Origin of the sequence: Pedobacter sp. WC2423 (assembly GCF_040822065.1) — a bacterium.
Classification (GTDB): Bacteria; Bacteroidota; Bacteroidia; order Sphingobacteriales; family Sphingobacteriaceae; genus Pedobacter.
The window spans coordinates 4,567,138-4,580,079 of record NZ_CP162005.1 but is presented as its reverse complement, the minus strand read 5'-3'; the positions used below and the strand labels follow the sequence as shown (position 1 = coordinate 4,580,079).

Genomic DNA, 12,942 nt, shown 5'->3' with positions numbered 1-12,942 from the left:
AGTTTAGAGGTGTATATTTGCACTCCCAACAACGAAGAAGGTTATTCAAATAGCAGAAACGACGAGGGAAGAACCAAGGGGAGATTAGCTCAGCTGGTTCAGAGCACCTGCCTTACAAGCAGGGGGTCACTGGTTCGAACCCAGTATCTCCCACCAATAAAAAAGCCCGCCAGGCTGTTACATGGCAAGAACCAAAGGGAGATTAGCTCAGCTGGTTCAGAGCACCTGCCTTACAAGCAGGGGGTCACTGGTTCGAACCCAGTATCTCCCACTTCAAAAAGCCTTTCAGTAATACTGAGAGGCTTTTTTTTGTATAAATTGGTTTTTTATTCAACAGGATTTACTGGGCAGCAGAAGTCACCTGGTTATAATCTTTAAGTATCGTATTTAAGAAATCCAGTTCATGCATCCCCGCGGGTAAACTCACCCCCAGACGTGCCTTGATCTTATCGGCCATCGCATAAACCAGTTCATAATGTGCAGTCTGATAATAAGTTGTCAACACTTCGTGGATCAGCTCAGCTTCCTGATCATTGAGCAGGTAAACGCTGGTGAAAACAGGTATATATTCTTCTGCTTCGGGTGCAAAAGCAATTTGTTCGAGTGTGGTACGTCCAATAGTCCTGATCACTGTAGTTCCTGCAACCAGATCTCCAATTCTTTGTTTATTTTCGGATAAAGCGACACAAAGCAAGCCCCCTATTTGTCCAGTCAGCCAAAAATCAACCAATCTGAATAACCAGCGGATAAAGTACTGGCCAATACCGGCTTGTCCGCCATCAAGGCTAATCACTTTAATTTTCATTAACTTTTTTCCGGGACTCTGACCGCTGAAGAAAATTTCAAAGATCAGGTCATAGAAAACAAAGGCTATTCCATAAAGCACAAACACAACAATAGAAACAACATTAGCTCTGGGCACTGAGATTACCCCGATAAAAAATACAAGCAATAAAAATACTGCGAGCAGCACACCAAAATCTATCATTCTTGCCGCTATACGTTCGCCTAAACCAGCAACAGGATAGTCAATATCCACATGCTGAGTGGTGTTTACCTTTATTGTTTCCATAAAAAACAAATATAATATTGATATTTAATTAATTCTTGCAAAATCACTTTTTGTCAGTATTTTAACCGAAAATTAGATTCGCTATGAGGGAGGCCTTGTTCGTTAAACAGAATTCCGAAAAATGGAAGGCCTATGCGCATTCACCTGCAACTCATCCGGATGAAATTGCAGACCGCTTTATAGATATCACAAATGATCTCTCTTATGCTAAAACATTCTACCCCAAATCTAAAACAACCAGTTATCTGAATGGATTGGCTTCCACGCTGCACCAGTCTATTTATAAGAATAAAAAAGAAGATAAAAACAGGTTTATTAATTTCTGGAAGTTTGAACTGCCTGTACTGTTTTATACTTACCGGATGCAATTGTTATATGCTTTCCTGTTTTTTACAATTTCAGCTGCTATAGGTGTTCTTTCAGCAAAATATGACGATCAGTTTATCAGGCTGATCTTAGGTGACAGCTATGTAAATATGACGAATGAGAACATCGCTAAAGGCGATCCTTTTGGCGTATACAAGCAGACTTCAGAATTCCCCATGTTCTTCTCTATTGCAGCAAATAATATTTATGTATCGCTATTGATGTTTGTAAGCGGTATATTTTTATCCATTGGCCCGATTTTCTACCTGCTGCAAAACGGGATTATGCTGGGTTCTTTTGAATATTATTTTTTCAGCAGAGGCCTGGGCATAGAATCCATCTTAGTGATCTGGATTCATGGTACTTTAGAAATTTCGGCTATCATTATTGCAGGGGCTGCCGGCCTGGTCCTAGGGCATGGCCTGCTTTTCCCAAAAACATATACACGCTTTCAAGCCTTTAAGCAAAGTGCTAAGGATGGCACCAAAATCGCATTGGGCATTGTCCCGATTTTGCTGGTTGCCGCCTTTTTTGAAGGCTTTATTACCCGTCATACCGGAATGCCGTTGTGGCTGAGTACAGGTATTTTAGGCCTGTCGCTTATTTTTATCATCTGGTATGTCATTCTGTATCCATTAACTCTTTCCAAACGTAATCATCCACACCAAAATGTCTGAAAAAGTAGAATTCAAAAAGCTCCGTGAATTTGGAGATATTATTAACGATACAGTCCGGTTCTTCAAAGAGAATTTCAAACCCTTATTAAAAGTCTTCGTCTATTTCTGTGGGATATTCATTGTAACGGGAATGATTGCAGCAATTTTCCAGCAGATAGGTATGCAGCGTGACATCAGAAATATGGATGTGCTAAGTACTTATGGCAGAGTAGCAAGCCTGTTCTCTATTACTTATTTCTTTGTCGTGCTGATCGGAATACTAGGTTACACGGCTTTAAATGTTTCTATGCTCAGCTTTATCGCTTTATACATAGAGAAAGGAAATGTTGCCCCAACTGTAGAAGAAGTATGGAGTTATTTCAAGTATTACTTTCTCCGGGTATTTGGGAGTAATTTCCTGCTTGGTCTGCTCCTGGTTGTCAGTTTTGCCCTCTGTCTGATTCCTGGTATTTATATGTTTCCTGCCATTTCACTGATGACTCCAATCATGATTTTTGAAAATGCAAGCCTGGGCTATTCCTTCAGCCAGTCTTTCAAGTTATTAAAAGAACAATGGTGGGTTACAGCAGCTACAATATTTATCCTTTGGGTGATTACTTCTGCCACAACTTCTATGGCCTCTTTACCTGCTATTATTTTAACCATGGTGAGTACGCTGACTCACGGTCCTAAAGGCCTGAGCGATACTGTAATTATCATTTCTACGGTTATTCAGTATCTCTGCCAGGTTTTTATGATCATTCCCATTATAGGTATTTCTCTTTGCTATTTTAATCTTTCTGAACGCAAGAACAGTACTGGTTTGATGGATCGTATTCAAAAAATGGGACAACAGGAAAACCTCATCCCTGATCAAGAAGAATATTAACATGTTAAAATACCTGTCCGCTTTTCTTTTTGTATTCACTGCACAGTTTTTTCCTGTTCAGGCAAAGCAGTCTGTCCGGACTAAGCTGACTGTACAGGCGGAAACTACTCAAACTGTACCTTCGAAAGTAAAACTACTCAGGAGTGACAGCAGTAAAATACAACTCAGAAATTTTGATGCGCAAAAGCTGAAAACTTACAGTCAGCAAACGGATTTTAAATATGACCAGCCAGCACCAGTTGATTCGGGTTTATGGGACCGGTTCTGGGCATGGTTCTGGAGAAAGCTGTCAGGCATTGCAAGAATCAACTATTCAGTAAATTTCGTCAGGTATATTATCATCTCAGCTTTCATAGCGTTAATTGTCTTTGGAGTAATTAAATTCACAGGTGTCGATTTTAAACTCTTTATGGGCAAATCGAAAGCGATAGCTATCCCTTATGCAGAGTCTGCCGATAATATTCACGAAATAGACTTTAACACGGAAATAGATCAGGCCATTCAAAATGCCAATTACAGACTTGCAGTAAGGTTAATGTACCTGCTTTCCCTGAAAAAGCTGAACAGCAGAAATCTGATTAACTGGCAGCCCGAAAAGACCAATCAAACTTATATCAGAGAAATTACTGATCCGCAGCAAAGAGCACAATTCAGCTTACTGACCACGCAGTTTGAATATATCTGGTATGGTGATTTTTTTATTGATCAGGAAAACTTTAAGCAAGTACGAAATAGTTATGATCAGTTTAATACAGCTTTGCGATGAAAGGAATGAAATTATATCTGATTGGCAGTGCCGCGGTACTAATTTTATACCTGGTTGCACAATATTATAAGCCAAAACCAACTGACTGGAACCCCACTTATCTCAAAGAAGATAAAATTCCTTACGGACTTTATGTTTTAAACCAGGAAAAGGAAAGTATTTTTCCGGGTGTACAATTTAAAACCAGCAGACTGCCTGTATATAATACATTAAAGAATCAGCATTATCAAAAAGCCAATTATCTTTTTATAGCCGGCAGTCTTAAATTTGATAAGCTCGATTATCAGGAGCTGGTGAAATTTATGCATGCAGGAAACCAGGTATTCATTGCAGCTTTTAATCTTGGAAAGCTCCTGAATGACACCCTTAAACTAGAAACAAACATAAATTTATCTGCCAAAATAAAACCTGATTCCATCAATTTTGTAAACCCTGCGCTGAAAGCAAAAAGTGGTTATGTTTTTGACAAGGGGCTGGGAAATCAGTATTTCACAGCTGTTGACACTTCCCGCTGTACAGTTTTGGGAAGGAACAGCGGTGGAGAAGTGAATTTTGTAAAATATACTTTTGGTAAAGGCGCACTGTATGTATTGCCTGATCCACAACTATTCACTAATTATAGTTTACTCCAGCCTGGGGGTGCCGCTTATGCTGCTAAAGCACTTTCTTACCTGCAAACCGGTGAAACACTGATCTGGGATGAAAACAACACAAAGGGTAATGCAGAAAGCGGCTCTATTTTAAGGGTCTTTTTCAAACATGATCAGTTACGCTGGTCTTATTGCCTGGCGCTGGCCGGTTTACTGGTCTTTGTCTTATTTGAAATGAAACGCAGACAGCGGATTATTCCTGTTTTACTGCCTTTAAAGAATTCCTCTGCTGAATTTGTGACCGTGGTTGGAAAGGTATATTATCAGCAGCGTGACCATAGTGATATTGCACAAAAGAAAATCAATTATTTTTTAGAATATGTCCGGTTAACCTACCGCCTGAAAACTTTAAAAACAGACGAAGATTTTATTTCCTCTTTAGTGCTGATATCAGGCGCCCAGGAGGAAACAACAAGGCAGTTATTTACAGTCATTAATACGATTCATCATGGAAGTAAAGTTACCGAAACGCTCCTGATTGAACTGAACAAATTAATAGAGAAATTTTATAATCAAGCGAAATAATAATGGAAACAGCTCAAAGAACCGACCTTACACAGCTTAATTTGGCAGTAGAGCAGATCAGGGAATCAATTGGCCATATCATTGTAGGCCAGAAAGATACTATTGACTTCCTCATTGCCGGTATTCTGGCCGATGGGCACCTCTTACTCGAAGGCGTTCCGGGAATCGCTAAAACACTCAGTGCCAAGCTCATTGCAAAAAGCATCGATGCTGTCTTTTCAAGAATTCAGTTTACACCAGATCTGATGCCTTCAGATGTACTGGGTACTTCTGTATTCGACCCGAGATCAGCATCCTTTGAATATAGAAAGGGCCCGGTTTTCGGAAATATTATTCTGATTGACGAAATCAACCGTGCCCCCGCAAAAACACAGTCAGCCCTGTTTGAGGTTATGGAAGAGCGTCAGATCACTGTAGATGGTCATACCTACCCGATGGATGAACCTTTTATGGTACTGGCTACACAAAATCCAGTGGAGCATGAAGGAACTTACCGGTTGCCAGAAGCACAGTTAGACCGGTTTTTATTTAAGATAGAGATTAAATATCCTACGCTTGAAGAAGAGATCATTATTTTGTCCAGACAACATCAGCATAAGCTGGAAGATGAACTGAAAGAGATCAAAGCCGTTTTAAGTATCGACCAGATCAAAACTTGCCGCGCACTGATTAAAGCTTTACATGTAGAGCCCAAATTAATTGAATATGCAGCAAAAATTGTTCATGAAACCAGGAATAATAAATCACTGTATCTGGGTGCTTCACCACGTGCTTCTCTAGCATTAATTAATGGGGCAAAAGCCATAGCCGCAATGCAGGGGCGTGATTTTGTAACCCCTGAAGATATCATTAAGGTAGCAGCTCCTGTACTTGCACACCGGATTATGCTAAGTCCTGATAAAGAAATGGAAGGTTTAACACCCGGTGATATCGTCGCGCAGATTATTCAAAAAATAGAGATCCCAAGGTAAACCACAAAGAGATTGAAACATTTATTCATTAAATATTACAAAGACCTTTTTTTGGGTAAAAGACTGTTTGCTGGTTTAGGCTTTTGTATCAGCTTATTTCTGTTTACCTTCTTTTTGCCCTGGCTGGACGATTTGCCTTATATCTGCTTTTGGGCGCTCTTATTGCTGGTATGTATTGACCTGGTGCTGTTGTTCAGTGGTAAAGGCATGTTTTTACGCCGTGATCTTCCCGAAAGATTGAGTAATGGAGATGACAATGAGCTTCATATTTATGTAGAAAGCTTTTTTACCTTCCCTATAGCGATTGGAATTATTGATGAAATCCCTTTTCAGTTTCAAAAAAGAGATTTATGGTTTAAAAGCAGTTTAAAAGCCGGCGAACAGAAAACAATCACCTACGCATTAAGGCCGGTCAAAAGAGGTGAATATGAGTTTGGGCAGACGCGGCTGTATGTCCAATCACCACTGGGTCTGGTTTCCCGCAGATTTAATTTCGGAAAGGCACATACTGTTCCCGTTTATCCTTCTTTTCTTCAGCTGCGTAAATATGAGCTGATGGCTATCTCAAACAGACTGACTGAGATAGGAATTAAAAAAATCAGGCGTGTTGGACAAAGTATGGAGTTTGATCAGGTAAAGAATTATGTGCAGGGCGATGATTACCGTACCGTAAACTGGAAAGCAACGGCCAGAAAGGGTGAGCTGATGGTAAATTCTTTTATGGAAGAAAAAGCACAACACATCTACTGTATCATTGATAAGTCGAGAGTAATGAAAATGCCCTTTGATGGGTTAAGTTTAATGGATTACGCGATTAATGCAAGCTTGGTCCTGTCCAATGTAGCCTTATTAAAAGATGACAAAGCTGGATTGATCACGCTTTCGGAAAAGATAGGAAGTATTGTTTCCGCAGAACGCAGACCCGGCCAGCTGGGCAAAATAATGGAAGTCTTGTACAAAGAAAAAACACAGTATCTGGAAAGCAATATTGAAGCGCTGCACCTGGCTATCCGCAGTGTAATCAAACAGCGTAGTCTGATTCTCTTTTTCACAAATTTTGAAAGCATGTCTGCATTACACAGACAGCTTCCCTTTTTAAAACATATCGCTAAATTTCATTTGCTGATGATTGTCTTTTTCGAAAATACAGCCGTCAAATCAATGAGTGATCTGCCTGCCCGGGATGTGGAAGGCATTTACATTAAAACTATCGCAGAGAAGTTTGTCTACGAAAAGCGGCTTATGGTCAAAGAATTGGCAAAACATGGTATTCTCAGTATCCTGACTTCACCAGAAAATTTAACGGTCAATGTGGTTAACCGTTATCTGGCTATCAAAGCACAACAGAAAATCTAGCTTAAAACAAGTTCCATTTGAATATTACAGCGTTCATATGGAGTGATCCGGCCAGCTACTTTCACAAAACCTAACTTATGGTACAGGTTAATAGCCGGTTTCAGAATCGTATTGCTTTCCAGGTATATTTTCTGAGCGCCCAGTTCTTTTGCTTTCTGAGTGATTGCATTTCCCAGTAACCAGCCAATACTTTTTCCCTGTACAGCCGGAGATACCGCCATTTTAGCCAGCTCGTAATCATAGTCCGGATCATTCATCTTGATTAATGCGCAGACACCTGCGGGCTCACCCTGATACAGCGCAACCAGTATATAGCCTCCTTTGTCTAAAATATAACCCTGCGGATCATCAAGTGCATTATAATCTGCCTGCTCCATTTTGAACCATTTGGAGATCCATTGTTCGTTGAGTGCTCTGAAGGCCTGCTGATATTCCGGCACATAGTTCACAATAGTAACTTCTTTACTTTCCCGCTCTTTTTTAATTTCCTGCACACGGCGTAAAAGTGTTTTCTGTCCTAATAAAAACTCCCACTCTTCCATGGCTTTCCATAAATCGTTTCTGGACTGTGCTGCTATATCTGCTACCGCCTTATCCAGATCAGCATACTGATTTTGTATTTTTACAGTGATCTCTTCTCCTTTTGGGGAGAGGCTGACCATATTCCTTCTACCGTCGGTTTCATCTTTTTTCTCGTCAACCAAACCTTTTTTTGCCATCTCTCCAATAATTTTACTGACTGAAGGATGGGAATGACCAATTTCTTTAGCGATCGCAGTAATGGTCATCGCTTCTCCCTGTGAAAGCACATAGAAAACCGGAAACCACTTGGGTTGCATATCGATACCATAGCACTGATAAATCTGAGCGGCATCTTCTGTAATCTTTTCTGTCAGCATCCTCAGCCTGCTTCCTATTGCTTTTTTACCTACCTGATTAAAAAACTCCATTGTATATACTTATTTACGTAACTGATTACGTAAATGTAACAAGTATTTTTATAATTTAAAAGACAAGCAGTGAAAACTCGTAATTCTGATGATGAATGTCATCCGATAAGATGATGGAGATCACAGGTAAACAGCCTGTTTATCACCACTTTTACTTTAGTAAACTCAAATACGACTCCTATGAAAAAGATAACCGTACTAACCGATTTTTCCGCCAGTGCAGAAAATGCTGCACGTTATGCTGTACGTCTTGCACAACATCTTCAGGCAAATCTTACCCTATATAATTCCTTTTTAGTACCCATGGCCGAACCTTTAGGTGGACAGGTTTACTGGTCAATGGAAGATTACAATATTTTACAAAAAGACAGTGAAGAAAAGTTGCGTACACTGGGCGCCAGGTTAGCAGAAGAACTCTCTACGCTTCCGGTTAATGCCTTCAGACCTGTTATAGACTTCAAATGCCAGGAAGGGCCTCTATACCGGCATATTCATAGATTATCTTCAGACAGGGACCTGATGTTATTAGTGATGGGCACACACCGGAAAGGTTTGGGTTCTTTGATTATGGGTAACCATATGCGCGAAATTATAGGTGCTGTATCCCTGCCTGTACTGATCGTACCAGAAAACCAAAGCTTTAAAAAGCTGGACAAGCTTGTTTTCGCAACAGATATGGAGGATAGTGATCTGGATATTATTCAGGCACTGACAGCATTCGCAAAACCATCTCACGCAGAAATTACATTAGCCCATATACAGCATCCGGATACCTCAGAAGCCGATACTAAAAAATTAGTCACCAACTTTCTGGAAGATGTAGCCAATAAAATAAATTACCCCAAAATTTATTACCGGGCAGTGGAACATACGCCTGTTAAAACAGGTTTAAAATGGCTGGCAGAAAATGTGACCTGTAATTTGTTCGTGATGGTACATCGCCATAAAACTTTTCTGGAGCAGCTTTTCAATTTAAGCAATACACAAAAGATGGCAGCAAATACTAATTTACCACTACTTATTTTCCCTTGTGCAGAAAATGCGGAGCCTGGACTGAACTCAAGCCTGGAATCTGGTTACCAGGAAAATATAATCGCTGCTGCACTCAGTTAGCCTGACATAAAAAAAAGATATAGCATAAACAAATTTCCAATTCTAAATCAAAAGGCCATTCTTTAACCAGAGAATGGCCTTTTTCAGGTAATTTACCTTTTCAAAACAGCAACCAATTGTCTGCCAAATCTCAAAATATCCTACTAATAAAATATATACTATAGATTTAGTAGTTTATTTATATATTTGCCCGACAATTAGCTGTTCATTGATTTCTACTTATCAAGAAAGACCGAGGGAAAGGCCCTATGAAGTCTTAGCAACCTATACACCCCAGATTGTAAAAGGTGCTAACTCCTATCCACTTTAAGCGGAAAAGATAAGTGACAGATATACCTATAAAATAAATCGGTTGCTGTCATCTATTCCCTTAATTATTCCTGATAAATAGCGCTGTTCAAAGGACACCATATGTAATAAATTGAATTAAATACACCAATTATATAACTAGACCATTAATATGTATAAAACTTACAAATACTTATTCGGGATCCTGCTATCCTTTATAATCGTACAGACTGCTGCGGCACAAACCGCTAAAATTACCGGAGTGGTCACCGAGAAATCTAACGGCCAACCTGTCCCTGGCGTAAGCATCTCCGTTAAAGGCACAAATACGGGTACGCAAACTGATGGAAATGGTAAGTTCTCCATCATCGCTAAACCAAATGATATCTTAAAAATCATATCTATTGGTTATGCGACTCAGGAAATCAAAGTAACTTCAACAAATCCGGTAACTGTTCAGCTGGATGAATCTTCTAATGAATTAAGCGAAGTCGTAGTAACGGCTTTGAATATCCCTAAAGAGAAAAAATCATTAGGTTATTCGGTACAGGAGTTAAAATCAAAAGATATCTCCGAAGCAAAAGAAACCAACTTGCTGAATTCTATATCAGGTAAGGTAGCTGGTGTACAGATCACCAACAGCCAGGGAGATATGGGTTCTTCCAGGATTATTATCCGTGGAGAAACTTCTATTTCAGGAAACAATCAACCCCTGTTCGTAATCGATGGAGTACCGGTAGACAATTCACAAAATTTAGGTTCAGGTGGCTCGCGGGATTTTGCGAATACGATTTCTGATATCAATTCGGAAGATATTGAATCGATGAGTGTGCTGAAAGGCCCTAACGCCGCCGCGCTTTACGGTTCCCGTGCTGCGGCCGGTGTAGTATTGATTACCACGAAAAAAGGTAAAAACTCTCCGGGTTTAGGAATCAGTGTAAACTCCAATGCTACCTTTTCTACTTTGTTAACCATTCCATCTTATCAGAATTCATTCGGACAAGGTGCCAACGGTCAGTTCAGCTATGTAGATGGTAAAGGCGGAGGTCTGAATGATGGCGTTGATGAAAGCTGGGGCCCAAGATTGGACGGTCGTTTAATCCCACAATTTAATTCTAACGGAGTACCCGTGCCTTTTATCGCACATCCAAATAATGTGCGTGACTTCTTTAATACAGGTTACACTTTGAATAATGGAATTGCAATTTCAGGTTCAGGAGATAAATATGATTTACGTTTCTCTTATAATAACCTGGATCAGAAAGGTGTTATTCCGAACTCTTCTCAGTCAAAAAACTCATTCTTACTAAATACTACTTATAAAATAACACCAAAGCTGACTTTTAATGCCTCAGCTAATTATGTAAACACGAGTGCAAACCTGCCAGGTTCAGGTGGAAAAAGAGCAAGCAGCACCATGTTGCAGTTCACCTGGTTTGGCCGTCAGGTTGATGTAGATCAATTAAAGACCTACAAAGATGCGAATGGAAAAGATATCAACTGGAACAATAGCTATTACAGTAATCCATATTTTGTTGCCTACGAAAATACGGTAGGTCAGGTTCGTAACAGACTGATCGGAAGTGCAGAATTAAACTACAAAATAATAGATGGTTTATCTGCGAACTTCAGAACGGGTAATGATTATTATAATGACCGCAGAAAGATCAGAATCGCTTATGGAACAAATGGTACCCCATTTGGTTCGTATGAAGAAGACGCTTATACTTTCAACGAGAACAACACGGAAGCAAGACTGGATTTCACTAAAAAGTTAAATGCTGATTTCAACCTTGATCTCTTATTAGGTGGAAATATAAGAACGACTACTTTTGAGAGCAATGACCAGAAAGCTCCTAAACTGGCCGTTAATAACCTCTACACGCTTAGTAATTCACGCGATCCGCTTATCTCTTCTAACATCTATAGTAAACAAAGGGTATACAGTACATTTGGTTCTGCTCAACTGGGATTCAGAAATTATGCTTATTTGAATCTTACAGCCAGAAATGACTGGTCATCAACTTTGCCTTCTCAAAACCGCTCTTATTTCTATCCTTCGGTCAATGCGAGTTTAATCCTTACAGAAGCATTTGACATCAAAGGTGACGTACTGAACTTTGCCAAACTTCGTGGTGGATGGTCGCAGGTGGGTAAGGATGCTTCCCCTTATCAATTGATTAATAATTATTCTTTCACTGCCCCATTTGATAGTAATCCACAACAAAACCTGAGTGAGGTAGATTTGAATCCAAACCTGAAACCAGAAACAACCAAGTCTACGGAAGCAGGTTTTGAAGTTGGGTTGTTCAAAAACAGAGTTCGTGTTGATTTCAGTGTATACAATACCAACAGTATCAACCAGATCTTAAGTCTGGATGTCAGCCCGACTACGGGTTTCTTAAAAAAACTGGTAAATGGGGGTACAATTAACAATAAAGGACTTGAAGCGCAATTGGGGGTAACACCTGTCAAAACAAAAAACTTTACCTGGGATATCACTGTGAATTATTCAAAGAACCGCAGTAAAGTAAAAGATCTTTACCAGGGCGTACAAAGTTATCAGCTGGGAGTTGACGGGTCAGTGCAGATTCTGGCCGCGGTAGGACAACCTTATGGTACAATTTTCGGGACTGCTTATGACAGGAATGCTGCCGGAGATATTATTGTTGGTGCAGACGGAACACCACAGGCAAGTCCTTCTAAAAAAAGCCTTGGAAAATATACTCCAGACTGGTTAGGCGGGATCACCAATAGTTTCACTTACAAAAGAATTAATTTAAGCGTATTGGTTGATGCACATGTTGGCGGTAAAATTTACTCAGGAACCAATGCGACCGGAACTTATACAGGCGTACTGGCTTCTACCCTTCCGGGCCGTGGTACTGAAAACGGCGGGCTGAGTTATTATAAGAATGCTGCTGGTAAAGCTATACAAATTACGCCTGGTGGTGCTGCTCCGGCAGGTGCAACACTATATGATGATGGTATGATCTTCAAAGGTTCTTTAGCAGATGGTTCTCAGAACAATACCATCATTCCGGCGAGTCAGTATTATAAATCTTTGAACAACATCGATGAAGCATCTGTTTACAGTGCTACCTATATCAAACTTAGAGAAATCAAATTAGGTTATACTTTACCTGATCAATGGATAAAATCTATTGGTTTGCAAAGTGCAACGATCTCAGCAGTTGGCAGAAACTTATTCATCCTGCATAAAAATGTACCTAATATAGATCCTGAGTCTGCGTTTAACACAGGTAATGGTCAAGGTCTCGAAGATCTTGGATTGCCAACTGTCCGTACTATCGGTTTCAATCTTAATTTCAAATTCTAA

Annotated in this window: 10 protein-coding genes, 2 tRNA genes and 1 riboswitch; of the genes, 10 read left to right on the top strand and 2 right to left on the bottom strand. The window is 39.9% G+C overall.

The window, feature by feature from the left end; all coding sequences use genetic code 11:
- Positions 1-78: 78 nt before the first annotated feature.
- Both AB3G38_RS19000 and AB3G38_RS18995 read left to right on the top strand, forming a co-directional pair.
- Positions 79-156, top strand: a tRNA-Val gene (locus AB3G38_RS19000).
- 40 nt (positions 157-196) lie between these two features.
- Positions 197-271: transfer RNA gene (locus AB3G38_RS18995), tRNA-Val, on the top strand.
- A gap of 69 nt (positions 272-340) precedes the next feature.
- Here the strand turns inward: AB3G38_RS18995 and AB3G38_RS18990 are convergent.
- On the bottom strand, positions 341-1,072 hold the full coding sequence (locus AB3G38_RS18990) for an RDD family protein (protein ID WP_367865368.1): 732 nt from the start codon (positions 1,070-1,072) through the stop codon (positions 341-343).
- A gap of 83 nt (positions 1,073-1,155) precedes the next feature.
- On the opposite strand from AB3G38_RS18990, the gene AB3G38_RS18985 reads away from it, so the two are divergent.
- The 6 genes from AB3G38_RS18985 to AB3G38_RS18960 are packed head-to-tail and all read left to right on the top strand — an operon-like array spanning position 1,156 to position 7,251.
- Complete coding sequence (locus AB3G38_RS18985) at positions 1,156-2,115, top strand: stage II sporulation protein M (protein WP_367865367.1); 960 nt, start codon at positions 1,156-1,158, stop codon at positions 2,113-2,115.
- Positions 2,108-2,983, top strand: coding sequence for a hypothetical protein (locus AB3G38_RS18980; RefSeq protein ID WP_367865366.1), 876 nt, complete (start codon positions 2,108-2,110; stop codon positions 2,981-2,983). The genes AB3G38_RS18985 and AB3G38_RS18980 overlap by 8 nt, the downstream gene beginning before the upstream one ends.
- Before the next feature lies 1 nt (position 2,984).
- Complete coding sequence (locus AB3G38_RS18975) at positions 2,985-3,749, top strand: DUF4129 domain-containing protein (protein ID WP_367865365.1); 765 nt, start codon at positions 2,985-2,987, stop codon at positions 3,747-3,749.
- Positions 3,746-4,924, top strand: a complete 1,179-nt coding sequence (locus tag AB3G38_RS18970) for a DUF4350 domain-containing protein (RefSeq protein WP_367865364.1) — start codon at positions 3,746-3,748, stop codon at positions 4,922-4,924. Before AB3G38_RS18975 ends, AB3G38_RS18970 begins: the two co-directional genes overlap by 4 nt.
- A 2-nt stretch (positions 4,925-4,926) precedes the next feature.
- The gene (locus AB3G38_RS18965) at positions 4,927-5,895 is read left to right on the top strand and encodes an AAA family ATPase (RefSeq protein WP_367865363.1); all 969 of its coding nucleotides are present in this window, start codon (positions 4,927-4,929) and stop codon (positions 5,893-5,895) included.
- Between the two features lie 12 nt (positions 5,896-5,907).
- On the top strand, positions 5,908-7,251 hold the full coding sequence (locus tag AB3G38_RS18960; RefSeq protein ID WP_367865362.1) for a DUF58 domain-containing protein: 1,344 nt from the start codon (positions 5,908-5,910) through the stop codon (positions 7,249-7,251).
- Here the strand turns inward: AB3G38_RS18960 and AB3G38_RS18955 are convergent.
- Entirely contained in the window at positions 7,248-8,201 is a 954-nt protein-coding gene (locus tag AB3G38_RS18955) for a GNAT family N-acetyltransferase (protein ID WP_367865361.1), read from the bottom strand. The genes AB3G38_RS18960 and AB3G38_RS18955 overlap by 4 nt on opposite strands.
- Before the next feature lie 180 nt (positions 8,202-8,381).
- Here AB3G38_RS18955 and AB3G38_RS18950 point away from each other — a divergent pair, with 180 nt between their 5' ends.
- The gene (locus AB3G38_RS18950) at positions 8,382-9,314 is read left to right on the top strand and encodes a universal stress protein (RefSeq protein ID WP_367865360.1); all 933 of its coding nucleotides are present in this window, start codon (positions 8,382-8,384) and stop codon (positions 9,312-9,314) included.
- Positions 9,315-9,530: 216 nt separating this feature from the next.
- Positions 9,531-9,640: riboswitch (SAM riboswitch) on the top strand.
- A 134-nt stretch (positions 9,641-9,774) separates the two neighbouring features.
- Positions 9,775-12,942, top strand: a complete 3,168-nt coding sequence (locus AB3G38_RS18945; RefSeq protein WP_367865359.1) for a SusC/RagA family TonB-linked outer membrane protein — start codon at positions 9,775-9,777, stop codon at positions 12,940-12,942.